At 57.1% G+C, this 26274-nt stretch carries 23 protein-coding genes and 1 riboswitch; of the genes, 6 read left to right on the forward strand and 17 right to left on the reverse strand.

The window, feature by feature from the left end:
• Nucleotides 1-45: 45 nt before the first annotated feature.
• The 5 genes from ruvA to aspS all read right to left on the reverse strand — a co-directional run bounded on the left by ruvA (nt 46) and on the right by aspS (nt 4267).
• Nucleotides 46-630: a Holliday junction branch migration protein RuvA gene (gene ruvA, locus G7069_RS01075; RefSeq protein WP_166297398.1), complete on the reverse strand. Its 585-nt coding sequence runs from the start codon at nt 628-630 to the stop codon at nt 46-48.
• 16 nt (nt 631-646) lie between these two features.
• Complete coding sequence (gene ruvC, locus G7069_RS01080; RefSeq protein ID WP_166293410.1) at nt 647-1168, reverse strand: crossover junction endodeoxyribonuclease RuvC; 522 nt, start codon at nt 1166-1168, stop codon at nt 647-649.
• A 2-nt stretch (nt 1169-1170) separates the two neighbouring features.
• Entirely contained in the window at nt 1171-1890 is a 720-nt protein-coding gene (locus tag G7069_RS01085) for a YebC/PmpR family DNA-binding transcriptional regulator (protein WP_166293411.1), read from the reverse strand.
• Between the two features lie 75 nt (nt 1891-1965).
• Nucleotides 1966-2484 (reverse strand): GNAT family N-acetyltransferase, encoded by a 519-nt coding sequence (locus G7069_RS01090; RefSeq protein WP_205758761.1) that lies wholly within the window; start codon nt 2482-2484, stop codon nt 1966-1968.
• Nucleotides 2485-2500: 16 nt separating this feature from the next.
• The gene (gene aspS, locus G7069_RS01095; protein ID WP_166293413.1) at nt 2501-4267 is read right to left on the reverse strand and encodes an aspartate--tRNA ligase; all 1767 of its coding nucleotides are present in this window, start codon (nt 4265-4267) and stop codon (nt 2501-2503) included.
• A gap of 143 nt (nt 4268-4410) precedes the next feature.
• Here aspS and G7069_RS01100 point away from each other — a divergent pair, with 143 nt between their 5' ends.
• Nucleotides 4411-5568: a diguanylate cyclase gene (locus G7069_RS01100; protein WP_166293415.1), complete on the forward strand. Its 1158-nt coding sequence runs from the start codon at nt 4411-4413 to the stop codon at nt 5566-5568.
• A 1-nt stretch (nt 5569) separates the two neighbouring features.
• Here the strand turns inward: G7069_RS01100 and G7069_RS01105 are convergent, their stop codons facing one another.
• Nucleotides 5570-5839, reverse strand: coding sequence for a zinc ribbon domain-containing protein (locus G7069_RS01105; protein WP_166293417.1), 270 nt, complete (start codon nt 5837-5839; stop codon nt 5570-5572).
• A gap of 131 nt (nt 5840-5970) precedes the next feature.
• Here G7069_RS01105 and G7069_RS01110 point away from each other — a divergent pair, with 131 nt between their 5' ends.
• Nucleotides 5971-6702, forward strand: a complete 732-nt coding sequence (locus G7069_RS01110; RefSeq protein WP_166293419.1) for an SIMPL domain-containing protein — start codon at nt 5971-5973, stop codon at nt 6700-6702.
• Here the strand turns inward: G7069_RS01110 and G7069_RS01115 are convergent.
• Nucleotides 6699-8579: an ATP-binding cassette domain-containing protein gene (locus tag G7069_RS01115; RefSeq protein WP_166293421.1), complete on the reverse strand. Its 1881-nt coding sequence runs from the start codon at nt 8577-8579 to the stop codon at nt 6699-6701. The genes G7069_RS01110 and G7069_RS01115 overlap by 4 nt on opposite strands.
• Before the next feature lie 26 nt (nt 8580-8605).
• The gene (locus G7069_RS01120) at nt 8606-10462 is read right to left on the reverse strand and encodes a TonB-dependent receptor (protein ID WP_166293423.1); all 1857 of its coding nucleotides are present in this window, start codon (nt 10460-10462) and stop codon (nt 8606-8608) included.
• A gap of 111 nt (nt 10463-10573) precedes the next feature.
• Nucleotides 10574-10785: riboswitch (cobalamin riboswitch) on the reverse strand.
• Between the two features lie 37 nt (nt 10786-10822).
• Here G7069_RS01120 and G7069_RS01125 point away from each other — a divergent pair.
• The gene (locus G7069_RS01125; protein WP_166293425.1) at nt 10823-11722 is read left to right on the forward strand and encodes a 2OG-Fe(II) oxygenase; all 900 of its coding nucleotides are present in this window, start codon (nt 10823-10825) and stop codon (nt 11720-11722) included.
• 21 nt (nt 11723-11743) lie between these two features.
• Here G7069_RS01125 and G7069_RS01130 read toward each other — a convergent pair whose 3' ends face one another.
• Nucleotides 11744-13993, reverse strand: coding sequence for a GGDEF domain-containing phosphodiesterase (locus G7069_RS01130; RefSeq protein ID WP_166293427.1), 2250 nt, complete (start codon nt 13991-13993; stop codon nt 11744-11746).
• Between the two features lie 165 nt (nt 13994-14158).
• Here G7069_RS01130 and G7069_RS01135 point away from each other — a divergent pair, with 165 nt between their 5' ends.
• On the forward strand, nt 14159-14773 hold the full coding sequence (locus G7069_RS01135; RefSeq protein ID WP_240912598.1) for a response regulator: 615 nt from the start codon (nt 14159-14161) through the stop codon (nt 14771-14773).
• A 13-nt stretch (nt 14774-14786) separates the two neighbouring features.
• Here G7069_RS01135 and clpB read toward each other — a convergent pair whose 3' ends face one another.
• Nucleotides 14787-17369 carry an ATP-dependent chaperone ClpB gene (clpB, locus tag G7069_RS01140; protein WP_166297402.1) on the reverse strand — a complete coding sequence of 861 codons (2583 nt, stop codon included), beginning with the start codon at nt 17367-17369 and terminating at the stop codon, nt 14787-14789.
• A gap of 136 nt (nt 17370-17505) precedes the next feature.
• Between clpB and G7069_RS01145 the strand changes: the two genes are divergently transcribed.
• A complete protein-coding gene (locus tag G7069_RS01145; protein WP_166293429.1) occupies nt 17506-18642 on the forward strand; it encodes a saccharopine dehydrogenase NADP-binding domain-containing protein in 1137 nt (378 codons plus the stop codon).
• Between the two features lie 3 nt (nt 18643-18645).
• On the opposite strand, the gene G7069_RS01150 is transcribed toward G7069_RS01145, so the two are convergent.
• The 4 genes from G7069_RS01150 to rluD are packed head-to-tail and all read right to left on the reverse strand — an operon-like array spanning nt 18646 to nt 21321.
• A complete protein-coding gene (locus tag G7069_RS01150) occupies nt 18646-19041 on the reverse strand; it encodes a thiol-disulfide oxidoreductase DCC family protein (protein WP_240912599.1) in 396 nt (131 codons plus the stop codon).
• The gene (locus tag G7069_RS01155; protein ID WP_166293433.1) at nt 19038-19568 is read right to left on the reverse strand and encodes a DUF4166 domain-containing protein; all 531 of its coding nucleotides are present in this window, start codon (nt 19566-19568) and stop codon (nt 19038-19040) included. Before G7069_RS01155 ends, G7069_RS01150 begins: the two co-directional genes overlap by 4 nt.
• Nucleotides 19565-20314 (reverse strand): peptidoglycan editing factor PgeF, encoded by a 750-nt coding sequence (gene pgeF, locus G7069_RS01160; RefSeq protein WP_166293435.1) that lies wholly within the window; start codon nt 20312-20314, stop codon nt 19565-19567. Before pgeF ends, G7069_RS01155 begins: the two co-directional genes overlap by 4 nt.
• A complete protein-coding gene (rluD, locus tag G7069_RS01165; RefSeq protein ID WP_166293437.1) occupies nt 20311-21321 on the reverse strand; it encodes a 23S rRNA pseudouridine(1911/1915/1917) synthase RluD in 1011 nt (336 codons plus the stop codon). The genes pgeF and rluD overlap by 4 nt, the downstream gene beginning before the upstream one ends.
• A 105-nt stretch (nt 21322-21426) precedes the next feature.
• On the opposite strand from rluD, the gene G7069_RS01170 reads away from it, so the two are divergent.
• Entirely contained in the window at nt 21427-22347 is a 921-nt protein-coding gene (locus G7069_RS01170) for an outer membrane protein assembly factor BamD (RefSeq protein ID WP_166293439.1), read from the forward strand.
• 15 nt (nt 22348-22362) lie between these two features.
• Here the strand turns inward: G7069_RS01170 and G7069_RS01175 are convergent, their stop codons facing one another.
• The 3 genes from G7069_RS01175 to sucC form a co-directional block, all read right to left on the reverse strand.
• Entirely contained in the window at nt 22363-24000 is a 1638-nt protein-coding gene (locus G7069_RS01175; protein ID WP_166293441.1) for an NAD+ synthase, read from the reverse strand.
• Between the two features lie 148 nt (nt 24001-24148).
• Nucleotides 24149-25024 carry a succinate--CoA ligase subunit alpha gene (gene sucD, locus G7069_RS01180; RefSeq protein WP_166293443.1) on the reverse strand — a complete coding sequence of 292 codons (876 nt, stop codon included), beginning with the start codon at nt 25022-25024 and terminating at the stop codon, nt 24149-24151.
• Nucleotides 25024-26193, reverse strand: coding sequence for an ADP-forming succinate--CoA ligase subunit beta (gene sucC, locus G7069_RS01185; protein WP_166293445.1), 1170 nt, complete (start codon nt 26191-26193; stop codon nt 25024-25026). Before sucC ends, sucD begins: the two co-directional genes overlap by 1 nt.
• Between the last annotated feature and the right edge of the window lie 81 nt (nt 26194-26274).

Genomic DNA, 26274 nt, shown 5'->3' on the forward strand with positions numbered 1-26274 from the left:
CCCCTGCACCGCTCACACTGGCGCCAATGACCGCTCATGGTACGCCTAACGCAAGGCTTGCTGCAGTGCCTTGCGAATGATGGATTCGGGCGTATCGCCGTCTGCAGCGACCGCTTTAGCCATACGTTCCGCCTCCACTGGCTTATACCCCAACTGCTGCAAAGCCACTGTCGCTTCTGAAAGCGCGTCGTGGGTGATCGAACCCGCACCCAGGGCCGGTCCAGCCGTGGGCAAGCTGCGATCCCTGAGCTCAACGACCATACGTTCAGCCGTCTTTTTTCCAATACCGGGAATACGCGTTAAGGCTGCCACGTCTGAGGTTTGAATCAAGCGCGCGAAATCGCCCACACTGACGCCGGACAGCACGGCCAGTGCAATGCGTGCACCGATGCCGCTGACCCGTTGCACATCCCTGAACAATTGCCGTTCGCTATCGGTCAAAAACCCATACAGCGATACGCTGTCTTCCTTTTGCGCGTAGTGCGTAAACAACTGCACGTCCTTGCCGATTTCGGGCAAATCATAAAACGTACTCATTGGGGCTTCGAGTTCGTAGCCCACGCCGTGCACATCGATGACCAGCCACGGTGGCTGCTTGTGAATCAGGGTGCCTCTTAGTCGACCAATCACTGCGTACTCCGGACTTTCAACGTTTCGACCAAGCTTGTCGCACACCGACACCTAGGCGGGCCGCGCTCGCGCGCACATGCGCATGAGTAATGGCAATTGCCAATGCGTCGGCTGCATCCGCTTGTAATTTTTGTTTCAAATTCAGCATGACGCCCACCATGTGTTGCACCTGCACCTTATCTGCGCTGCCTTTTCCAACCAAGGCCAACTTCACTTCTTTAGCAGCGTACTCCGCAACCGGTAGACCGCGTGTCACGCAGGCCACAATCGCTGCACCCCGTGCCTGTCCCAACTTCAGTGCGGACATCGCATTGTTGGACAGAAAGACTTGTTCGATTGAGACTTCATTGGGCGTGTACGTTTCAATCAGGCGCCATAGGCCCTGTGCAAGCAAGTTCAATCGGGCCGGAAAATCTTCGGCGCTCAGCAGTGTGAGCGCCTCGTGGTGCACGTGTACTACGCGTCCATCGGCTTGCACATCGATGATACCGACGCCCGTGCGTTGCGATCCCGGATCAATGCCAAGAATGCGCGTCACAATCAGGCCGGGAGTTCCGCATTGCTATGCACGGATTGCACGTCGTCCAGATCATTCAAGAAGTTCAGGAGTTTCTCGACTTTTTCAGCAGTCTCGCCTTCGACCGCGATGTCATTGTCGGCACGCAGCGTGATTTCGGCATAGCCCGGCGTCAAGCCGGCACTTTCCAATGCGGCTTTGACATCATTAAAGGTGTCGGGTGAGGTCAATACATCAATTGCACCGTCTTCCGGATAGACCACGATGTCATCGGCACCTGCTTCAATGGCCGCGTCCGTAATCGCGTCTTCGTTGGCGCCGGCGTCATAACTCAATACGCCCAACTTCTTGAACATGAAGGCCACTGAGCCTTCGGTGCCCATATTGCCGCCGAACTTTCCGAAGGCATGACGCACTTCAGCCACGGTGCGAACGCGGTTGTCGGTCAAACAATCGACAATCACGGCAACGCCACCCGGGGCATAACCTTCGTAGCGGATTTCTTCGTATTCGACGCCTTCGAGTTCGCCGGACGCTTTTTTGATTGCGCGCTCGATCACGTCTTTCGACATGTTTACGCTCAAGCCTTTGTCGATGGCCGTGCGTAAGCGCGGATTACCGCCAGGGTCGCTGCCTGCCGTGCGCGTTGCCACGGAGATTTCACGAATGATCTTGGTGAAAATTTTGCCGCGTTGTGCGTCTACGGCATTTTTGCGCGATTCAATCGAAGGACCACGACCCATGGGTACCCAGTACAGTTTGGAATCCGATGATTTTACGCGAGAACCCGCCGGGGCATCGCGCGTTTCCCCGTGGTTTTAGCTGATGACCTTGCGGTAGATGAACTCGATATCGTTGGTTTCGCCCACCGGATACAAGTAGGTGCCGGCTTGGGAGAACCCATAGCGTGCATAGAAGCGCTGGGCACCGAGGTTTTCACTCCACACGCCGATCCACATGCTGCGTGGGGCACTGGCGGACATCCAGTCCATGGCGGCGTCCATTAAGCGTCCACCCCAGCCGCCACTTTGCGCGGACTTCATCAGATACAGGCGGACCAATTGCATGTCACCCGGCTGGACATCATCGTGCGGAATATCGGCGGGACCCGCATAGGCAAAGCCGAGCGGCGTGCCTTCCGCGTCTTCAAGCAACCAAGCGGCAAAGCCCAATTCGTTCAGGCCATCCAGATAGCTCGACTCGGTGTAAGCATGCGCCAAATAGTCTTCAAGATCTTTCGCCGAATACAAGTGCCCGAAGGTCTCGACAAAGGTATCCGCCGACAACTTCGACAAGGTCGGCGCGTCAGCGGAAACAGCGCGGCGAATGTTGAGCAGACCGCTCACAGCACACTCAGTCTTTGCTGACGGGGCGCACTTGGATGTGCACTTCCGCCAACTGCGCGTCAGCAATGGGTGACGGCGCATCTGTGAGCAAGCACTGCGCACCCGTGGTTTTCGGGAAGGCGATGACGTCACGGATGGAGTCTGAGCCGGCCATCAAGGCCGCAATGCGATCAATGCCGAAGGCAATGCCGCCGTGGGGTGGCGCGCCGTACTTCAATGCATCGAGCAAGAAGCCGAACTTCGCCTGCGCTTCTTCAGCGCCAATGCCGAGCAAATCAAACACGGCGCTTTGCATCGCACTGTGGTGAATACGAATCGAGCCGCCACCGATCTCATTGCCATTCAACACCATGTCATAACCACGGCTCACAGCCGTACGTGCATTGGCACGCAAGTCGGCGATGTCGTCCACGGCAGGTGCTGTGAAGGGATGATGCAAGGCGACGTAACGGCCTTCGTCTTCGTCCCATTCGAACATCGGGAAATCCGTGACCCACAGCGGCTTCCAACCGGCCTGCAGCAAACCGAGATCTTGACCCAACTTCAAGCGCAACGCGCCCATGAAATCCGACACGGACTTGTACGTACCCGCGCCGAAAAATGCCATGTCACCGTTGTTTAGACCGACCGCCGAAATCAATGCTTTGAACGCGTCTTCGCTGAAGAACTTTGCAATGGGCGACGTGATTTCACCTTGCTCGCTCACCTTGATATAGGCCAAGCCCTTGGCGCCGAACTTTGCTGCGTACGCACCGTACTCGTCAATCTGCTTGCGCGAGAAATGTGCGCCGCCCGGCGCGCGAAGTGCAACGACGCGACCGTCGGCGTGCGTCGCCCAATCTGTAAATACTTTGAATTCGCTGTCTTTGACGTGCTCGGCGACATCCGTGAATTCGAGATCGAAACGCACATCCGGCTTGTCCGAGCCATAGCGACGCATCGCTTCTGCATAGGTCATGCGCGGGAACGGCTGCGGCAAATCCACATCCAACACTTCTTTGAAGACTTCGCGAATCATGCCTTCGACGGCATCTTGAATATCGCGCTCTTCCACCCACGCAAATTCCATGTCGAGCTGGGTGAATTCGAGTTGGCGATCTGCGCGCAAAGCTTCATCACGGAAGCAGCGTGCAATTTGGTAATAGCGATCGAAGCCCGACATCATCAGCAGCTGTTTGAACAACTGCGGCGACTGCGGCAAGGCATAGAACTCACCTGCATGCATGCGCGCCGGCACGAGGAAGTCACGTGCGCCTTCCGGCGTGGCCTTGGTCAGAATCGGCGTTTCGATGTCTTGGAAACCGCGTGCATCGAGCCAACGACGCAGGGCAGCGACCAAGCGAATGCGGGTACGCATCTTGCGTTGCATGTCGGGACTGCGAAGGTCCAGATAGCGGTACTTCAATCGAATTTCTTCGCCCGGATTTTCGTGGTGGTGGAACGGCAAGGGCTCCGCTTTGTTCAACACTTCAATCTTTTCCGCCACGACTTCGACACGGCCGGTCTTGATCTTGTCATTGACCGAATGGCGCGCACGCACGGTGCCTGTGACCCGCAAGCAGTCTTCGTAGCCGATGGTGGTGGCAGTGGCGACCACGTCGGTATTGCCTTCTGCCGAAGACGGCTCAGCGACCACCTGGACGATGCCTTCGTGATCACGCAGGTCGATAAAGCACACGCCACCCAGATCACGGGCGACATCTGTCCAACCGCAGAGGACGACTTGCTGACCGATCATCGTCTCGTCGACAAGACCGCAAAAATGGCTACGCATGCGAAAACAGCTCCGAAAGTCAGGGTGTCCGCACGCGCGGGCACCGAACCACCTATTTTAGCGCGTGCAGGCGGCCCGCCCCAAATTTGGCTATCCTCTGAGCGGGGGTGGCCTTTTCGTGGGGGTGGTGCTTGTTGCATGGCATGTTTCACGGCGCTCGAGTCTCTTCAGAGCGCTTCTTAAATCGCGTCTTTCCACCCGCCCTGCCGGATGGCCTGCGGCGTGAATACTTTCGCAGCAACTACCGTTTCGCCCGTATCCCGCTGCTCTTGCTGGGGCCGCTTGGCGCGATCGCTACCCTGGCGCTGCTGGCACTGAACGACAGTTTTCGCCCGCATATGTGGCAGGTCTTATCCCAGCCCGAGATGCTCGTCGCGATCGCTCTGATTTTGGTCACTTGGTTGTTCATGCTGCGCGCAAAACGCATTGCCGCTTTCGGCCGCGCCTGCTTCGCCTTCATGGTGAGCGTTTACGTGTTGCTGGGTTTGATTTGCTACGAGCAACCTGAGCTGACGTCGGCTGTCATCTTGCAAATGATGTTCTGGCTGTTGACGATTTCACCTTTGATTGTCCGGACCGGTTCATTTGTCGCCAGTCTCGTCTTGACCGTTGTCGCGTCGATTAGTTTCATCGCGTTTTCGAATACCCAAGCCCTGACTTGGCTTGCCATGATTCTGTATCTGGTGCCGGTCAGCGCGATTTCGATCATTGTGTATCGCGCCTGCAATCGACTGCGTCGCGAAACCTACCTATCCAATATCAATATGCGTGAATCGGCGTTTACCGATTCGCTGACTGGCATGCTGACCCGCCGTCGCTTTATGGAGCTGGCGAGCCGCAGCATGAGCTTCTCAGAAGGCAGCAAAACCGCGGTGTGCGCCTGCTTCATCGACTTGGATGACTTCAAGCAAATCAATGACCGGCATGGCCATGCGTTTGGCGATCGCGTCTTGAGCGAAGCGGCTACCTGTATTCGTGCGATCGGCGGGCATATTCGTGAAGCGGACACCACCCTGCAAGCACGCCACATTATTTCGGGCCGCGTGGGTGGCGAAGAATTCGCCTTGATGATGTTCGGTCATTCCTTGGCCGAAGCCATGGAAATTGCCGATGAAGTTCTGGCACGCGTACGTCGCATCAATGTCGACGGAGTGCGCATGTCAACGAGCATCGGTGTTGCCTGCGCGCGTGAGCATGAAAGTATGCGCAGCTTGTTGCATCGCGCAGACATGGCGCTCTTGGACGCGAAGTCGCAAGGCAAAGATCGCATCGTCGCGTCGCAAGCCGCCGACGCCTACTGATTCAATCGTCTTTCTTGGGCGCCGGTGCCGGTGCAGGCGTTGGTGCAGGTGTGGCTGAATCGCCCACCAGATTGCGCTTCTTGTCGCCGTCTTTTTTAAAGTCGGTTTCATACCAGCCGCCACCCGCCAAACGGAAGCTGGGCGCAGTCACTTGACGCTTCAGCGTCGGCTGACCGCAATTCGGGCAGGTTTCTGGGTCCGGGTCTGAGAGCTTCTGCAGCTTGTCGAAGCTGTGGCCGCAGGACTCACACATGAACGCGTAGATGGGCATTGAACTTCCGTGGATCGACTGACGCAGCAGATTCTGGGGGCGGAACGCCCTGAGTTCAAGCACGCGTGTTCACGAGGCGCTCGGCGGTCGCCCGCTATGTTGTAGCCATTCCACCGAAATTCGAGGTTGCTATGAGCGAAGTCCATGTACGTTATGCCGGCTGGGTCCCTGCCCTGATCGTTGGCCTCTCGCTTGTGGGGGGTGGCTTGCTGGTCGGCCAAGGTCTCAAGGCGTTCCGCAGTGGCGACCGCTTTGTGACCGTGAAAGGCTCGGCAGAGCAAATTGCCAATGCCGATCTCGTGGTTTGGCCCTTGGCGCATACGGTGAGCGGAAACGATCTCAGTGTGTTGCAACGCGAACTCGAGGCACGCACACAAACCATTCGCACGTTCTTCAAGCAAGCGGGCTTCGCAGATGATGAAATCTCGGTTGCGCCTGCATCGTTGGAAGATCGTTGGGCCTACGCGTACGGCGAGAACCGCTCGCCTGAGCAATACCGGTATTCGACGACAGTGACGCTGCGCACCAGCAAGGTCCAAAAGGCGATGGAGGCCTTGCGTCGTACCGGTGATTTGCTTGCGCAAGGTGTCGTGCTAGGCGGCAATGGTGGTCAAGATGCGGCGCCTTCCGGACCGCAATTCGACTTCACGCAATTGAATGCGATCAAACCCAAACTCGTCGCCGAAGCCACTGCCAATGCGCGCAAATCGGCCGAGCAGTTCGCGAAAGACTCAGGCTCTTCGATTGGCGGGATTCGCTCTGCCAATCAAGGTGTCGTGTCGATTGAGAATCGCGATGCGGGCAGCCCGCACGTGAAAAAGATTCGCGTGGTGACGACCGTCGACTATTTCTTGAAGAACTAAGTTTGGTCGTATAGCGACAACAAGGCTGCTTCGGCGGCTTCCAATTGATCACGCAAACGCGCTTGTGCTTCGGACAAGCGCGTGAGCTCTGCCGCGTTGGCATAGGTCTCGGGCAATGCGAGCTGTGCATCAAGTTGCACCAACTGATCTTCGAGATCCGCCACGCGCTGTTCGGCTTCTTTCAATTTGTACGGATTGCCTTTGTTGGCTTTCTTGGCAACAGGCGTGGGCGCGGGCGCAGGTGCGGGCACAGTGGGCGCCGCCACGGCAGCTTTCGCCCCTGAGTCCGACGACGGCTTGCTGCGAAGCCATGCGGCGTAATCGTCGAGATCGCCGTTGAAGGGTTCGACGACGCCGTCATGCACACGCCAGTAGGTATCGCTGACCAAACCGATGAGATGTCGATCATGCGACACCATCACGATGGCCCCTTCGAAAATGCTCAATGCTTCGGCCAAGGCCTCACGCATTTCCAAATCCAAGTGGTTGGTGGGTTCGTCGAGCAACAGCAAGTTGGGCTTCGTCCAGGCGATGAGCGCCAACGCCAAACGTGCCTTTTCACCGCCTGAGAAGTTATCAATCACTTCAAATGCGCGGTCACCCGGAAATTGCCAACCGCCGAGAAAGTTACGGAAATCTTGTACTGAGGCGTTCGGTGCAATTTCTTTCAGGTGATCAATGGGCGACGTGCCTTCCACCAATGATTCGACGGTGTGCTGCGCAAAGTAGCCGATGCGCAAATCCGGATGCGCGGTGCGCTCGCCTTGCATCGGTGCGAGTTCACCGACCAATGTTTTCACCAAGGTGGATTTACCCGCACCGTTGATGCCGAGTAAACCGATGCGATCACCCGCTTCCAAACCGAAATTGACGTCTTTCAAGATGCACACACCTTGGCCGTCATCGGTCGGATAACCGCAGTCCACGTGACGCAAACGCAGTAACGAGTTCGGCAACTTCAAGGGCTCTGGCAGTTGAATAAAAACGCCGCGTTCTGCGCGTACGGCTTCCGTGCCGGCAAGTTTCTCCAGGCGCTTCATGCGGCTTTGTGCTTGCTTTGCCTTGCTTGCCTTGGCCTTGAAGCGATCGATAAAGCTTTGCAAATGCGCGCGCTCAGTCTGTTCTTTTTCAAACGCGATTTGTTGTTGACGCAAATGCTCTGCGCGCTGGCGTTCAAACGCGGTGTAGTTGCCCGCGTACAACTTGGCCTTGCCGTCATGCAAATGCAGTATGTGTGTGGTGACGTTGTCGAGGAATTCGCGATCGTGCGAAATCACGAGCAAGGTACCGTCGTACCGCTTCAACCAATCTTCCAGCCACACCACAGCGTCCATGTCCAAGTGGTTGGTGGGTTCGTCGAGGAGCAACAGGTCGCTCGGCGTCATCAGTGCGCGTGCGACATTCAATCGCACACGCCAACCGCCTGAGAAATCCGACACCGGGGTTTCGTGGGTCGTTTGCGGGAAACCCAGACCATGCATCAACTTTGCGGCACGCGCCTCGCCGTCATAGGCATTGAGCTCGGCCAGTAGGTGGTGCGCCTCCGCCACGGCTTCCCAGTCTTCCGCACGCATGGCTTCGCGTTCAGCACGCACCGCGGCATGCACGGCGCCATCGCCAGAGAGCACGAAATCCAGCGCTGGGTCCGGCAAGTGCGGCGTTTCCTGCGCCACACTCGCCACCCGTGCCTTACCCGGCACATCCAGATCGCCCTTATCGGGCTCGACTTCCCCCAACAAGGCGGCAAACAGTGAAGACTTGCCAGCCCCATTGCGGCCGACCACGCCCACGCGGTATCCCGCATGGAGGGCAAGGTCGACATCGGACAAAAGCAGACGCTCGCCGCGTCGCAGCGAGAAATTTCTAAAGGCGATCATCCGAGTATTTTAACGGAGCGCCGCCCTTAGGGTGCCCAGGTGAAGTCCAGCATCCAGCCGCGACCCGCTTGGTTGTACCAAGCAGAGGTTTCGTACTTCTTATCAAAGACGTTGGTTGCGGTGAATTGCACGGTGATGCGCGACGACGGCATCCAAGCCAGACGGGCGTCTGCGGTTGCATATCCCGCCAAACGAACGCGGTTGTTCGGGTCGTCATAGCGTGCGCCGGCACCGTTGACAGACGCACCCACGCGGAACTGGCCGAGGGTCTTGTCAGCATCGACGCGTCCTGTCAGGCGCGAGCGACGATTCAACAGATTGCCGTATTGCGCACCCGGTGTGCGATTGCGCGGATCGAGCCAAGTCATCGCGCCTGTGAGATCCCAGCCGGCAAGGTCTGTACCGACTTCCAACTCAATGCCGCGAATCTTGGCGATCTGCACATTGTCAGGTTGACCCCACGGGCTGCTCACCGAGCTCTTGGTCGGGTCGAAAATGATCAAGTCGCGCAAACGGTTTTCGTACGCACTCACCGACCAATGGCCCCAGCCATGTTGACCTTCGACACCGAGTTCGGCGCTCTTCGAACGTTCCGGCTTCAAGTCCGGGTTGTTGGCGCCCGGGTAGTACAAATCATTGAAGCTTGGTGCACGGAACGCAGTACCGTAATTGACGCGCAGTCGAAGTGACGCGTTGATGTCGTAGGCGTAACCGACATTGCCGGTAAACGCGCTGCCGAATTGGCTGTTGTCTTCATGACGCACACCCGCTTGGAAATGATTGGGACCGCGCTCACCGACCCATTGCGCAAACACCGCGCGCGAATAACGCGAAAGCATCGAAAACGCTGTGGTGGAATCGACGCTGTCGCGCATCCAGTCGTAGCCGATGCTGAGTGTGCCGGCCAAAGCGATGTCTGCCTGCACGCTCGCTTGGTCGCGCTGCGTGTTGACGTCGTTCATGAACACCGTGTCGTGATAGTTACGCGAACGGTCGCGATTGCGTCCGACGGTCGCCGTCAACGAAAACGCTTTACTCGGCGCATAGCGCAACTTCGCGCCAGCTACTTGCTGTTGTACGCGGCTGTGGTTGAACCAGCCGTCATAGAAATTCTCAGCATCGATCGACATCACGTTTGCTTCCGCGCGCCATGCGTCGCTGAAATCGTAACCACCGCTCAGAGACACCGACCCGTTCTTGTAGCCGTCTGTGTCAGGTTCGTTGGCACCGCACCCTTGGAAGGTCACTGCATCGCCATTGCATGCGTTGATGCCGCCGGTGTGCGAATACGCTGCGTTTACTGCGTAATCTGCGCGGCCTTGTTTGCCAGTAAAGCCGGCATGAATGCGTTGTGTATCTTTCGTCCCCAAGCCCACGCTGACCGTGGGTGAGAACGCCTTGTTGCCACGACGCGTAAAGATTTGAATGACGCCTGACATGGCTTCAGAACCGTACAAGCTCGACATCGGTCCGCGCACAATTTCAACGCGCTCAATTTGCGAGACCGGAATGTCGTGAATCATCGACAGTCCGGAAGTGACATTGCCGACCTTCACGCCATCAACCATCAAGACGTAGTGGCTCGTGCCCATGCCGCGCATGGAAAGGCCGGACAATTTGCCAGCGCCGCCTTGGTTGTAAATATTGACGCCCGCGCGACCGCGCAAGAGCTCTTGCAATGACGCGGGCTTCAAACGTGCAATTTCTTCGCGTGTGATCAACGTGGTCGAGGCCACCGGCGACTCGGATTCAACGCGTGTCCCCGTGACGGTGACAGCGTCGAATTTCTTGGCTTCGGTTTCTTGTGCGTGTGCGGCGACGCTCGTGCACACCAGCGAAATGCCGATGCTGAGTGCGGACATACGGATGACAGACTTTTTCATTCAAGCAACTCCATGCATTGCGCAGCAGGCGCAACGTTCATTGAAAAAAACATGAAGGAGCAAGCAAGGGACGCACGCAGACAGGCACGGCCACCGCCTGCATGCCCGCCGCATGTCCGGTTTTCCTCAGGCCGGTCTCCGGGCTTGCGAGCATCGAATCAACGCAGTCGAGACGCCTTCCCATGCCTGTGCACAGTGGCCATGTCCGATTGCGGGGAGAACCCTGCTCGCCTACCGTTGCGGGGGCAGCTCCGGATTTGCATGCGCGTACCGGATTCCCGTTTCAACCGCTCATCGCGGTCACCTAAGGCGGGACAAGTTTAGCGCAAAAGCCTCACCCCGCTCCGCTAAAATGTCCCAATGGCCAATCCAATCAACAAAGAACTTGCCCAGTGGCTGCGTGACCGTCGCGCTGAAAACTTCACCCGTGATGAAGTCCATGCGCTGCTGATCGAGCATCACTACGCGCAAGAAGATGCTGAGCGCGCCACCGCGATCGCATTCGATTGCCCGCCGGAAGACCTCGAATCGTTGTTGGATGATGACTTCCAAGCAGAAGCAGCCAACCAGACAGCTACGTGGATTGAAGGCTTTGAGCCCACAGCGCGCATCAAACGCGCCGAAACGCAAAACAGCATTCCGCTCGACCATGGCGCCATCAAAGTGGTGTGCCGAAGCGAGCGCCCGTATGTCATTGGCTTGGCCAACGTATTGACCGCGGAAGAATGCCACGAACTCATCGAATACTCGCGCTACAGAATTTCACGCGCCATGGTCGTCAGCCCGATTGATGGCAGCGACTTGGTCGATGACCGTCGCACCAGTGAGTTGGTGATGTTGTCGCGCGGTGAGTCTCCACTGATTGCCAAGCTCGACGAGCGCATCGCGCAACTGACAGGCATCCCTTCTGACCATGGCGAAGGTCTGCAGGTCATGCGCTATGGCGTCGGTGCCGAATATGCACCGCACTACGACTATTTTGCGATGGGATCGCTGGGCGAACGCCGCCATTTGAAGCATGGGCAACGCGTTGCCACGCTTGTGATTTACCTCAATGACGTAGAGGCAGGCGGCGAAACCATCTTCCCCTATGGCGATCTTTCGATTGCTCCGCAAACCGGGCATGCCTCTTACTTTGCGTACACCGATGAAGCGGGCCGCTGTGACGCCATGTCGTTCCACGGCGGTGCACCGGTCAAGGCGGGCGAAAAATGGATCGCAACCATGTGGATTCGTGACCGGCCCTACGTGGCCGCCTAGTCGCGTGCGAGCGCTGTCGAATTAGCGATAGCGACGCAGCTCTTCAAGTACATCGTTCAATGGGCGCGCTTCTGCAAACAGATGCCCCTGGAACCAATCCACACCGATCTCACGCAAGCATTGCGCGGCCTCTTCGGTCTCGACGTATTCCGCCACGGTTTCCGCATTGAATGCCTGCGCCAATTGCACAGCGGCGCGCACGAGCGCTTGGTCTTTCGGATTGCCCACCACATTGCGCACGTAACTGCCATCCAGCTTCAACACATCCACAGGCAAATCGCGCAGACGACTGAAGTTTTGCACGCCGCTGCCGAAGTCATCGATGGCGATGCGACACCCCCGCGCGCGCACCCGTTCGAGTACGGCACGGGCCTCATCCAGACCTGAAATTGCGGCCGTTTCGGTGATTTCCAAACAGATCGAATCTGCGGGCACAGGCATCGCGTCGAGCACGCGTTCAAAGTCGCGCAAGAACGATGCAGAAGCCAAACTTGCGCCGCCTAAGTTTACAGACAGTCTCAGGCGAGACGCGACATCGTGGTTTTCGCTCAACACAGAGACCAGTGAACGCCACACGCTGAGATCGAGCTCGGCGCCTCTCCCTGCAGCTTCCAAAGGTTCGATAAACGACGTGGGTTGCATCAATTCGCCATCTGCACTTCGCAGGCGGCACAAGATTTCACCGTAGCGGCGCCCATCGTGTGCGCGGACACCTGCCGGGACGATTTCTTGGAACCACAGTTCAATCCTTCGCGAACGGATATTGGCCAGAGCCTCACCCACTGACTGCAAACGTGTTCGCGCCGCACCCGCCAAAGGTTCGCTGCTGCTGTCATACAGCGGTCGCACTTCATATCGACGACGTGCGTCAAACGCCAACTGCGAGGCGACCAGGAGTGCACTGTTCAAAGCCAAGACACTGTCGTCTTTCACGACCGCCACACCTAGGTAGGGCGACAGCCGCACCAACTGCCCATCAATGTCGACGGTTAATGATTCGATGCGACGAATAACGCGTACCCACGAGCGTTCGGTCAGACCTTCAGCGCGCGGCATCAGAACAAACTGGCCGGTACCCGCTATAAACGGCTCGCAGAAATTCGACAGCTGCTGCGCAATTTCGCGCTGCACACGTGCTTGAAGATCGATACCGAAGCCGGCCGTCCATTCTTCGCTACTGTCAATAAACATGTAGCCGATTTCCAAGGGCTCACCGCGCTTTTGCATCAACTTGGCCACATCACGGAACGCGACTAGGTTGGGCAATTGCGATACCGGATCCACGTGCGCTTGCGTCGACAGGCGTCTTGCTTGGGTGACCACATCACGGTGGTACACAAAGACGAACAGCAAACCAATCTGCAAAATCAGGGCTTCAAACGAGATCGATGCCAAGTTGGCCAGCGCTACCGGATCAATGGGCTGTGGAATGCCCATCGACGCCAGCTTGCAAATCAAGATCATGGCGACAGACAGCAGGGCAAACGCCAAACGCGGTCTGAGGTAGAGAAACACCCACGCCAGCACACCGGCAACGGCATAGCGGAAATCCGTAATGAGCGCAGCGCCATTTGCGGTGGATTTGCGATCGACATTGCTGAGCACGAAATAGGCCAGCACTAACAACCCCAGCATCAGCAACAGCCACAAGGCGCGTCGATGCGGCGAGCGTTTAACACGCAGTCGATAGGGTTCGCGAACATTGAACTCTGTGACGAAACCGATCAATGGCACGGTCACGATCAAGACGCCGAAGAAGCGCGCGAAAATGACTTGCAAACCGCCTGCAAACAATTCTTCAGGCACGGTGACCCACGCGCGCATGATGCCGGAGAACACCACCCCCAAAGGAAAGAGCATCAAGCCAATGAATGCAAAGCGTGGCAAGTCGGCACGCTCAATTCGGCGATGACCCTCGTCGCGCGGCCATCCCATCAATTTCGCGCAAAAGCGCGACCAAACAATGATGATCAGAACATCGACGATGCCGGGCCATATTTGATCGAACGTGCTGTTGTCGACATAGGCGCGCACCACCCAGCCGCAAAACAACACCAGAAAGTACGTAACCAGGATGCGAATGTCGCGAAAAAGCATCGCGATCGCCAAGCCGAGTCCCGTGTGCAAATGCATGAGTGTCGCGCTGTCAGTGACACCGCCATGGGCCCATACATAGGGCATGGAAATCTGCTGCAAGCCGATGCCGATCGCGCTTAGTAGCGCGGCCGGCGCAATCCAGCCGCGTGGAAGCAGTTGCCTGTCCAATTTCACAATCCGAGCTTCTCCAGAAGTCTGGTGCAGGGCAAGCTGCCAATTCCGTCGGCACCAGTATTCCTGTGACCGCGTTCATTTTGCAAGTGCGCCCGGCTAAACCTGCGAAACCAGTGACAAAACAGCATGTTCCAGCGTACTCTTTCCGCAGGGAGGGACTGACCCATGGCAACACTGGATTTTCTGAAGCGGATGTTGGGGACACCGAGCGCTGAAGCTGCACCGCAAGGTTCAGCGGCTGCCCGTGAGACCAATTCGACCGACCGCCGTTTGACCGGACGCGAGCAGGGTGAAATCGGCTTGAAAGTCCTTGTCGTGGACGACTCTCAGACCATCGTCAATGTGCTCACCCGCATGCTCGAACAGAACCACTATCAAGTGATGTCCGCAGGCGATGCCGAGAATGGTCTTGAACTCGCAAAAGTACACAAGCCCGAATTGATCTTCTTAGACGTTGTGCTGCCGGGCATGAGCGGTTTCGATGCATTACGCCACTTCCGCAAGCAAGAAGAAACCGCAACAACGCCCGTCATCATGATTAGTGGCAATGCCATGGCCACCGAACAGTTTTATGTCAAACGCATAGGTGCCGACGAATTCATGAAGAAGCCGTTCGGCCGCGTGGAAGTCTTTTCGGTCATTCAAACGCTTGTGCAAGCCGGTCGCCTACACAAGCGCGGTGCGCCGCAAGAACACTTGATGGTTGATGATGGCGAGCGCGTGATGCCGGACGACCCGGAAGACGACGCCGGTTTGAATCCAAACTTCGACGCCGCCTAATCCGAGCGCTTGCTTAGCGTTTGAATACCAAGTTGCCGCCCTCTGCGTCGACCTGAACATGGTCGCCGCTGCCGAAGTCACCTTTCAAGATCAGTGAGGCAAGCGGATTCTCAATCTGCTGCTGGATCGCGCGCTTCAATGGCCGTGCGCCATATATCGGATCGAAGCCCACGTCGCCCAACAGATCGAACGCCTTGTCGCTCAAGGTGATGGAAATACCGCGTTCGGCCAAACGCTTTTCCAAGCCACGGAGTTGGATGCGCGCAATCGATTTGATTTCCGTCTTGCTCAGCGGATGGAACACGACAATGTCGTCCAATCGATTGATGAACTCCGGCCTGAAATGCGCTTGCACCACACCCATGACCGCCGCCTTCATTTGCACATAGGCTTCGGGTGAGTCATCGCCGGACAACTCCTGAATTTGGTGCGAGCCCAAGTTCGACGTCATTACTATGACCGTGTTGCGGAAGTCGACCGTGCGGCCCTGCCCGTCCGTCAGACGGCCGTCGTCGAGCACTTGCAAGAGGATGTTAAAGACATCCGGATGCGCCTTCTCGACTTCGTCCAACAAGATCACGCTATACGGGCGACGACGCACCGCTTCGGTTAAGTAGCCACCTTCTTCATAGCCGACATAGCCCGGCGGCGCGCCAATCAGACGCGACACACTGTGCTTTTCCATGAACTCGCTCATGTCGATGCGCACCATGGCATCGGGCGAGTCAAACAAGAAGCCGGCCAATGCCTTGGTCAGCTCGGTTTTGCCAACGCCTGTCGGACCTAAGAACAGGAACGAACCTGCGGGTCGCTGAGGATCTGACAAGCCCGCGCGCGAACGTCGTACGGCATCGCTGACGACCTTGATTGCTTCCTCTTGACCGACCACTTGTGTATGCAGATGTTCTTCCATCCGCAGCAACTTCTCGCGCTCACCTTCGAGCATCTTGCTGACAGGAATCCCGGTCCAACGCGCGACCACTTCTGCAATTTCTTCAGCAGTCACTTTGTCTTGCAAGAGTTTGAAGCCACTGGTTTCGACTTCTTGCGCCGCTTTCAGCTGCTGCTCAAGGCCCGGCAGTGTGCCGTATTGGATTTCGCTCATGCGCGCAAAATCCTGCGTGCGCTGTGCCGACTCCAATTGGGCTTTCGCTTCTTCGATCTGTTCCTTGATCTTGGTGGCGCCTTGCACCATCGCCTTCTCGGCCTTCCAGACTTCATTCAAATCGTCGAACTCGCGCTCCAAGACGCTGATGTCCGCCTCCAAATCCGCCAAACGCTGCTTGGATGCATCGTCCTTTTCTTTCTTGAGTGCTTCGCGTTGGATCTTCAGTTGAATGAGGCGACGCTCTTTGCGATCCAACTCTTCCGGCTTCGAATCAATCTCCATACGAATGCGCGATGCAGCTTCATCCATTAGATCGATAGCTTTGTCTGGCAGCTTGCGGTCTGCGATATAGCGATTCGACAAAGTCGCTGCGGCCACAATTGCGGGGTCGGTGATTTCAACACCGTGGTGAACTGCATATTTCTCTTTAAGTCCGCGCAGAATGGCGATGGTGTCTTCAACCGAGGGCTCACCCACAAACACTTTCTGGAACCGACGCTCGAGTGCTGCGTCTTTTTCTATGTACTGGCGATACTCATCGAGCGTGGTCGCACCGATGCAATGCAATTCGCCACGCGCAAGCGCAGGCTTCAGCATATTGCCGGCGTCCATGGCACCGTCGCCTTTGCCCGCGCCGACCATGGTGTGCAATTCATCAATGAAGAGAATGATTTGCCCTTCATTCTTTGACAGATCATTCAGCACGCCTTTCAAGCGTTCTTCGAACTCGCCGCGGAATTTCGCACCCGCAATGAGCGCGCCCATATCGAGCGAGAGCACGCGCTTGCCGCGCAAACCCTCCGGCACCTCGCCGTTGACGATGCGCTGCGCAAGCCCCTCGACAATGGCGGTCTTACCCACGCCCGGCTCACCGATCAACACCGGGTTGTTCTTCGTACGACGCTGCAACACTTGAATGCACCGACGAATTTCCTCGTCGCGGCCGATCACGGGATCTAGCTTGCCCTTCTCGTGACGCGCGGTCAGGTCGATCGTGTATTTCTCAAGCGCCTGGCGCTGCTCTTCTGCATTTTCGTCTTGCACTTTTTCGCCTCCACGCATTTTTTCAATAGCCGCCTCAAGTCTTGCGCGATCTGCGCCGGCAGCCTTCAGTGCACGACCTGCTGCACCGCCTTCTTCAACACATGCCAACAAGAAGAGCTCGCTAGCGATAAACGCATCGCCGCGTTGCTGCGCCAGTTTGTCGGTCAGATTCAGCACACGCGACAACTCATTGCTCACACTCATTTGGCCACCCTGCCCGCTCACCTTGGGCAAGGCATCCAGCGCCTCAGTCAAGCGCTCACGCAGCACGGGTACATTGACGCCGGCCTGCGACAACAAGGGCTTGGTACCGCCCCCTGATTCGTCCAATAAGGCAAGCAGAACGTGCGCGGGTTCGATCATTGAATGATCGCGGCCGACTGCCATTGATTGCGCCTCCGACAGTGCCTGTTGGAAGCGGCTTGTAAGTTTGTCCATTCGCATGGCGTGCACCTGGGTATCTGGCGGCTTGCGTGCCGCGATGCCATGGATATGGTGGCAAACCGGGGTGAGTTCAACGTCAAAAACGTTCAAAATGACCCGAATTCAACATTTTGTTAATCAGGCAACGGAATAGCCAGTGACCTCATCTCCTACGCGCGTTGTCGTGCTCGGCGGCTACGGATTGTTTGGCCAACGTATCTCGGCGCGCTTGGCGAAAGATCCTTCATTTCATGTGTCTGTGGCTGGACGGCATCCCGACAAAGCGAATGATTTGATTCGCACGCTCGATGAAGACGCACGCAGTCGCTGCGCATCCGTGGCCATTGATACGCATGCCAGTGACTTTCCAGCGCGTCTGGCGGCCCTGTCGCCCCACATCGTGATCGACACAGCGGGGCCCTTTCAAGCACGCGACCTGCGTGTTCCGCACGCGGCACTGCAGGCGGGTGCGCACTGCATTGATCTGGCCGATGGCCGGGACTATGTGGCTCGAATTCAAACATTGGACGACTTGGCCAAGGCCAAAGGTTTGCGCGTGATCAGCGGCGCGAGCAGTGTGCCGGGGCTTTCCGCGGCTGTCATTGCTGCGCTGGCGCCGTCGTTTGAAAGACTCGATTCGGTCAACGTGGGCATCTCGCCGGGCAATCACACGCCTAGAGGACTCGCCACCACAGAAGCGATTCTGAGCTATGTCGGCAAGCCGTTTTCAATCTTGGAAGCCGGTACGTCGACTACCGTCCACGGATGGCAATCCTTGCGCAAGGTCGACTTTGAAGGTGTCGGGCGCAGGTGGTTTGCGCGTTGCGAAGTCCCTGACCTGGATGTGTTGCCGGCCCTCTACCCGAGCTTGAAGAATTGCGATTTTCGAGCCGGCTTAGAACTGCATCGAATGCATTTTGGTTTATGGCTTGCCAGCTGGGTGGTTCGCGCGGGACTAATGCCTTCATTGGCGACCTTCGCAAAACCCTTGCTTAGAATCAGCGAACTTTGGCAAACGTCGGGCAGTGACACCGGAGTGATGCACATAGATCTGAAGGGCACGGACGCGCAAGGAAACGCTAATGGCATGCGCTGGGAAATCATTGCACGTCAGGGAGATGGTCCGGAGATTCCTGCAACGCCCGCCGTTGTTTTGGCGCAGAAGCTTGCGCGCGGGGACATCAAAGGCGGTGGTGCATCCGCCTGCGCGAATTTGTTCGACTTGGCGTCGCTTCTGTCGTCACTTGCGCCCTTCAAAATTGAAACGCGGACAACGCAGCTGACGGATCTGTAAGTTTTAAAGGAATCGATCTGCAACGTCTGCTGCAGGCACGAGACAAGCTTCATGTTTACCGAAGAGGCGATAGCGATTTCGTGCAAGTGCGCGATAGGCGCGGTCACGCAGCGCATTTGGGACAACTTTGAAAATCACAGCGAGCGACCACACACCGCCAAGCGATTGCAGCACGCGAATGATCGCATTGGAATCTGAATAAGGAAGCCCTGCTTCCAAGAGTAAGAAAGACACGGGGTCGTCCGGGTCCGAGCCGTTATCAGCCAAAAGCGTCCGGCCAACCTCACTTTGCATAGAAGCAAATTTGTAGCGATTCGCTCTGTCTTTAGACAATAGAAATCGCACCCATCCGTTGCACAGTACGCAGACACCATCAAAAACGATGACGGAATGCGTCATGCGCGTTCCAACCATCCTTCATAGCGCACCAAACGCCCAACAATCGGCAACTGCGCATCCACGCAAAAGTGATAGCGCTCATCTTGCTCGGATTCGGTGCAACGCACGTGCTCAAGCCATGACTTTGGCAAAGGCAGGACGCCGAACACGCGTGCGCTGCGACCCACCCAATGCAGTTCTTTGCCCACGCGATACAGGTAGAAGCGAAACGAAATCATGCCCATGCGTTCGAACAGCATGCCCTCCTTCAACTTCAATGTTGAAACCAAGGGCGCGCCATTGAAATCGCGACGCCAGACTTCTTTATCGCGTCGCGTGGTGAACCGGACCGTCATCGGCGCATCTTGCATGTCGGGCGCCAAGCGCGCGAATGCGCCGCATAGCCGCGACAACACACCCGTGCCGCGTTCAACGTTGACGCGACCCGTATAGGTAAAGTCACCTTGCTCAATATGCAGCGCCTTCACTGCAGGTGCCAAATGAAAAAAGTCGGCACCTAGGATGCGCTGAAACAAAGAAACACTCATGGATCCATCCACACCAAGGTCGCCATTCTTCCTGTGCGCGCATCACGACGATGCGAGAAGAAGGCCTCAGATTCACTGATCGTGCAGCGGTCGCCACCGTAGATCTCGCTCACACCGATGGCGTTCAAGCGCTGCTTGGCAATGCCATAAAGATCAATGCGCCAATGTCCGGGGCGCGTTTCACGAAAACACGCACTCGCCGCCGCATCAGCGACCAAGAACGCATCGCGCACTTCCTCACCGACTTCATAGATGCACGGCCCCGCAGCCGGCCCCAACCACGCAACGAGTGCATCTGGTGCCGTCGCCATCGCTTCGACACTGCGCTCCAAGACACCGGCGACCAATCCACGCCAGCCCGCATGTGCCACGGCCACTTCCTGTCCGTTTTTCGCCACCAGCGCGACTGGCAAACAGTCTGCCGTCAACACGCTTAAGACCACACCACGCACTGAAGTCACCGCAGCATCCGCCACCTGCTCTGCCGCATCGACGTCTGCAACGGCTGAGAATCGATGCACATCGGTGCCATGGACCTGGTTCAGCCAATGCGGCAGCGATGGCAAATGCAATGCGTCTGCCAACGCTTGGCGATTACGCTGCACAACGGCTGCTTCATCGCCACTGCGCAAGCCGAGATTAAATTCGTTGAAAGGCGATGCCGATTCACCCAAGCCATGGCGCACCGTGGTGACAACGTGCACACCTTGCGGCAAGGTCAAGGCCGGCTCGATCCATGCACTCATCGGCGGCAATCGCGCGCTTCGAATTCTTCGGTGTCATCACGCAAGGCCGCAATGAGCGCCTTCATGTCTTCAGGGACCGGTGCTTCACATCGAATCTCACCGCCGTGTACGGGATGCTCAAACGCCAATACTTCCGCATGCAATGCTTGACGTTTGAAGCCGCGCAGTTGCGCCACCAAGTCATCCGTCGCGTTTTTCGGTAATCGCAAGGCACTGCCATACAAGGGGTCACCCACAATCGGATGACGCGCGAATTGCATGTGCACACGAATTTGGTGCGTGCGCCCTGTTTCCAATCTGCATTCAAGAAGCGTATGCGCGCGGAAGCGCTCGCGCAGGCGATAGTGCGTGACGGCATGACGGCCATCTTCGCGCACGGTCATGCGCAAGCGATCGCGCGGGTGTCGGTCTATCGGAGCGTCCGCCGTGCCACCCGATACCAATGCCCCGACCACGACCGCCAAGTACTGACGGTGTACATCACGCGCGGCAAGCATCTCTACCAGCTTGTTCAACGCGGGCATCGACCGCGCGACGACCATCACACCCGAGGTGTCTTTATCTAATCGATGCACAATGCCCGCGCGGGGTAATTGCGCCAGCGTCGGATCACGGAAAAGCAAGGCATTGACCAAGGTGCCATCCGGATTGCCCGCACCGGGGTGCACGACCAAGCCTGCAGGCTTGTTCACCACGAAAAGGTCAGCATCCTCGTACAGCACATCAATCGGGATGTCTTGCGGCAAGGCATGGGTCTGGGTGTCCAGCTGGACTTCCAGCACCAAGGACTCGCCCCCGGTCAGCGTATCTCTTGGCCGCGCAGTCGTACCGTTGACCGTCAGGCGGCCTGATTTGATCCAATCAGACAGCTTGGAGCGGGAAAAGTCCGGAAACAGCGTCGCCGCAATGACATCCAGCCGACTGCCAGCAAGGCTGAGTGGCACCGTGGCCGTTTGCGTGCTCGCAGTCGCATCGACCGAGTCCGTTTCATTTTCTGGGTCATGCATCCGCTGCGAGTCCTGTACTTAACCAAGTATTCATTCGGAGAAGGGATCGTTCCCCCCGCCTGCGGTATTATCGCCTTTTCCGTATTCACGGCGTCGCAGGCCCTCATGAACTCAGGCAACATCGAATTCGCAACCAAGCGCGTCGTCCGCGCAGTCCTCCTTTCTGCAGCTCTGGTAGTGGTAGCAACCGGCTGTACGACGATGAAGGGCTTGTTCGGCCGGAAGCAAACAAAAGAAGACAATCGTCCCGTCGCCATGTTGTATGACAAAGCGCACGACGCGGTCGTGAGGGGCAACTACGGCACTGCCGAAGAAGATTTCAAGACTTTGTTGGCGCAATATCCGTACGGCCCATACGCCGAGCAGTCGCTCATGGAAATGGCGTACGCGCAACACAAGGGCAATAACAACGACGACGCGATCTCTTCGATCGACCGTTTCTTGCGTACCTACCCGACCAATGCCAACGTGCCCTACATGTACTACTTGCGCGGTTTGTCCAACCAATCGCGCAATACCGTATTTATGGCGCGCATTTTCGACATCGATATGTCGTCGCGTGACCTGGCAGCGCCGCGTCAGGCCTACAACGATTTCGGTATTGTGCTCGACAAATATCCGAAGAGTCGATATGCCGAAGATGCGCGTGCACGTCGCGCCTATTTGAATAACCAATTCTCGCGCTACGAGTTGGGCACGGCTGTGCATTATTTGCGCAATGATGCCTATGTCGCGGCCGTCAACCGAGCGAAGTACTTGCTCGAAACCTATCCTGAAACCGAATATCGCAACGACGCAGTGGCTGTCATGGCTGAAGCCTATACGCGTCTCGGTAATACGCAATTGGCCGCAGACGCCAAGCGTGTGCTTGAAGCCAACGACCCCAATCACCCCTGGCTGAAGGGCACCTGGCCGCGCGGTGATTCGTTCCTTCGTCGTTTGAATCCATTTGCTCGCGGCAGCGCAGTCACCGTTGAACACGTGCCGCCGCCGATGCAAGCACCGGCACCGGCGCCGGCGCAATAGTTCGCCCTTAGTGGACTACCCTCGGTATCCGTTAGTAATCGGATACCGACGTTCGCGCCCAAATGCACGCCGCGAGACTTTGGGTCCTGGCGCTGCTTGATGGCGCTTCCATTCGGCAATGCGCACCAATTTGACGATGCGATCGACGACGTCAGCGCTATAGCCTGCCGCCACGATCTCATCGCGTGAGTGTTCTTGATCAACGTAGCGCATGAGGATGCCGTCAAGAACGTCATAGGGCGGCAGCGAATCTTGGTCTTTTTGGTTGTCGCGTAGTTCTGCCGTCGGCGGACGATCGATGACGGCTGTCGGAATCACCTCACCGGTACCGACGGTATTACGCCAACGCGAAAGTGCGAACACTTCCGATTTATAGAGATCTTTGAGCGGTGCATAGCCGCCGCACATATCGCCATAAATCGTTGCATAGCCCACGGCATACTCGCTCTTGTTGCCTGTCGTCAGCAGCAAGCCACCCAACTTATTTGAAAGCGCCATCATCATGGCGCCACGAATCCTGGACTGCAGATTTTCTTCGGTCACGTCCACCGGATGATCGGCGAAGGTGTCAGCCAAGGTCTCGAGATAGGCTTGAAAGGGCTTCTCGATGGGCAGTGCCAACAGGCGTACACCCAAGACATCGCACTGCGCTTGCGCCAAGTCGTTGCTGAGATCGGCCGTATAGCGTGAGGGCATACGCACCGCTGTGACATGTTCCGGGCCCAAAGCATCCACAGCCAATGACAGCACCATCGAAGAATCGATGCCACCTGACAGGCCTAGCCAAACTTGCTTGAAACCGTTCTTGCCGCAGTAGTCGCGAATGCCACGCACGATGGCACGCCACGCCAAACCATCTCGCGATTCGTCCTCATCGCTTTGCCAAAGCACAGGATGGAACCGACGCGCGTCAGCGTCATAGTCGACCACCAACCACTGATCAGAAAATGCTTTTGCGGCGAGTGATGCCGTGCCATCCGCATCAACGACGACAGACGCGCCATCAAACACCAATGCATCTTGCCCGCCCACCAAATTGAGATAGGCGACGCCAACGCCCGTCTCGCGCGCGCGTTGCGCAAGCAGCGCATCACGCTGCGCATGTTTGTCGCGTTCAAATGGCGATGCATTGGGCACCAAGACACAGCACGCTCCCGCTTTGACCGTGCTGGCAATCGGTTCTGCAAACCACAAATCCTCGCAGATCAGCAGACCGACTTGCGTTCCATTGACTTCAAATACGCAATCGTCTCTATCGGGATCCACTTCGAAATAGCGACGCTCATCGAACACCGCGTAGTTGGGTAATTCGCGCTTGCGATATGTTTGCGCAATCTCACCATCGCGCAATACACTCGCCGCGTTGTATACCACCGCACCTACGGCTTGCGGCCAACCGACCACCGCCACGATGCCCTGCACGGATGCTGCAATGTCTCGCAGTGCATCCGCACAGTCTTGCAAAAATCGCGGGCGGTACAACAAGTCTTCCGGCGGGTAACCACTGACCGCGAGTTCGGGAAACAACACCACATCGGCCGCATGCAGGTCTCGTGCCTCCGTCACCCAACGCTTGATGCGTTCTGTATTGCCGGCGATATCGCCGACGGGACAATCAAACTGCGCCAGCGCAATGCGTAAGGGTTTCGACATGACGCCAATACCTGTAATTCGACTTTCATCCAGAACGACTGAATGTGTCGCTTGGCGCGTCTGATGTCAAATCATGCGCCGTACAAAACAAACGGGCCCGCAAGCGGGCCCGTTGAGTGACAACACCAAGCGATGCTTAGGGCGTCGTTTACCTGGCGAGACGCTTGGCAATCGCTGCGCCCAAATCACCAGGTGACTTCACAGTTGTGACACCTGCTTTTTCCATCGCCGCAAACTTGCCTTCAGCAGTGCCCGAACCACCCGAAGCAATCGCACCTGCGTGGCCCATGCGCTTGCCCTTCGGTGCTGATGCACCGGCGATGAAGCCGACGACTGGCTTGGTGACGAACTTGGCGATGTATTCGGCCGCTTCTTCTTCAGCCGAACCGCCGATTTCGCCAACCATGATGATGCCTTCGGTTTGCGGATCTTCTTGGAACAACTTCAACGCGTCGATGAAGTTGGTGCCGTTGATCGGATCACCACCGATACCGATACAGGTCGACTGACCCAAACCTGCGTCGGTTGTTTGCTTCACGGCTTCATAGGTCAAGGTGCCCGAACGCGACACGATGCCCACTTTGCCCGGCATGTGGATATGACCCGGCATGATGCCGATCTTGCATTCGCCAGGCGTAATCACGCCCGGGCAGTTCGGACCAATCAAGCGTGCATCCGGATACTGCTTCAAGACATTCTTGACGCGCATCATGTCGAGCACCGGAATACCTTCGGTGATGCACACGATCACTTTGATACCGGCAGCGGCGGCTTCCATGATGGAATCCGCGGCGAACGGCGGCGGCACGTAGATGACCGAAGCATCTGCACCGGTAGCTGCAACGGCATCCGCCATCGAGTTGAACACCGGCAAGCCGAGATGTTCAGTGCCACCCTTACCCGGAGTCACGCCACCGACGACTTTGGTGCCGTAGTCGAGCATTTGTTGCGCGTGGAAAGTGCCTTGCGAGCCAGTGAAACCTTGCACCAGCACTTTCGTATTCTTGTTAATCAGAACAGCCATTAGTTGCTTCCTTTGACGGCTTCAACCGCCTTCTTCGCGCCGTCGTTGATGTCATCGGCCGGAATGATGGCCAAGCCCGAGTTCTTCAAGAGTTCTTTACCGGCATCCACATTGGTGCCTTCAAGACGCACGATCACCGGCACTTTGACGCCGACTTCTTTCACTGCAGCGATGATGCCTTCCGCAATCATGTCGCAACGAACGATGCCGCCGAAGATGTTGACGAAAATGGCTTTGACGGTCGGCGAACGCAAGATCAACTTGAACGCTTCGGTCACTTTTTCTTTGTTCGCGCCACCGCCGACGTCGAGGAAGTTGGCCGGCTCACCACCGTTCAACTTGATGACGTCCATGGTGGCCATGGCGAGACCTGCACCGTTCACCATGCAGCCGATGTTGCCGTCCATGGTCACGTAGTTGAGGTCGTACTTCGACGCCAACACTTCGGTTTCGTCTTCTTGACGCGTGTCGCGCATGGCGACGAGGTCAGCATGACGGAACGACGCGTTGTCGTCAGAATCGATCTTGCCGTCGAGCACGGCCAAGTTGCCGTCGTCGAGAATGGCGAGCGGGTTCAGCTCAACCAGGGCCAAGTCTTTTTCGTTGAAGAGCTTGAACAAGCCCAACATGATCTTCGACAGCTGACCCACTTGCTTGGCGTTCATGCCGAGCGCAAAGCCGAGGTCACGCGTTTGGTAAGGCTGCAAGCCTTCCACAAAGTTCACGTGCAAGGACTTGATCGCTTCAGGCTTTTCTTCAGCCACTTGTTCGATGTCCATACCGCCTTCAGCCGAAGCAATGAAGGTGACGGTTTGGGTCGCGCGATCTACGAGGACCGACAAATAGAGTTCTTTGTCGATATTGGTGGCTTGGGTCACCAAGACTGCGTCGATCGGCAGCTCCACACCGGCGGTTTGATACGTCGCCATCTTGGTGCCGAGCATGTTTTTGGCGTATTCGCGTACTTCGTCCAAGGTCTTGGCAAGCTTGACGCCGCCGGCCTTGCCGCGGCCACCCGCGTGAATCTGCGCTTTGACGACCCAGAAATCACCACCGATTTCTTTGGCGACCGTAACGGCCTCGTCAGGGGAATGGGCGACTTTGCCCACGGGAACTGCAATGCCGTAGTCGGCAAACAGTTGTTTTGCCTGATATTCGTGGAAATTCATGGCTCACCGAATGTAAGAAGGAAGCATGCGTCGGCAGAGTGCCCGAGGATCGGGCGGCCGAACGCCGCGCGGTATTGTCTC

The organism is Lysobacter sp. HDW10 (assembly GCF_011300685.1).
GTDB lineage: Bacteria > Pseudomonadota > Gammaproteobacteria > Xanthomonadales > Xanthomonadaceae > Solilutibacter.